This is a genomic window from Chryseobacterium sp. SIMBA_028 (assembly GCF_046535285.1).
Lineage (GTDB): Bacteria > Bacteroidota > Bacteroidia > Flavobacteriales > Weeksellaceae > Chryseobacterium.
The window spans coordinates 1-309 of record NZ_JAWRWZ010000135.1 but is presented as its reverse complement, the minus strand read 5'-3'; the positions used below and the strand labels follow the sequence as shown (position 1 = coordinate 309).

General features: G+C 63.1%; 1 protein-coding gene. It reads left to right on the top strand.

The window, feature by feature from the left end; translation table 11 throughout:
• On the top strand, positions 1-287 hold a 287-nt coding region (locus tag SCA31_RS22875), incomplete at its 5' end, for an MscL family protein (protein WP_410699333.1).
• Between the last annotated feature and the right edge of the window lie 22 nt (positions 288-309).

Here is a 309-nt window from a genome sequence, read left to right as displayed (position 1 = left end):
AGGACAACCCTGCCACGTTCGTCAACATCGGCGCCGTCCTCACCGCCGTCGTGACCTTCTTGATTACCGCTGCGGTGGTCTACTTCGTCTTCGTTGCCCCGATGAACAAAGTCAACTCCATAGTCAAAAGCCGCCTCGGCGCGGCAGAGCCGGAGGAAAAGCCCCTTCCCGCGGACACAGCCTTGTTGGCCGAGATCCGCGACCTGTTGAAGGACGCAGCCGAACCCCGTAAAGCCAGCCACGCTGCCACTTCCGGCCAAGGCCCAAGCTCCGACCACATCCACTAGGCGGGCCCGCGGCAACCGGATG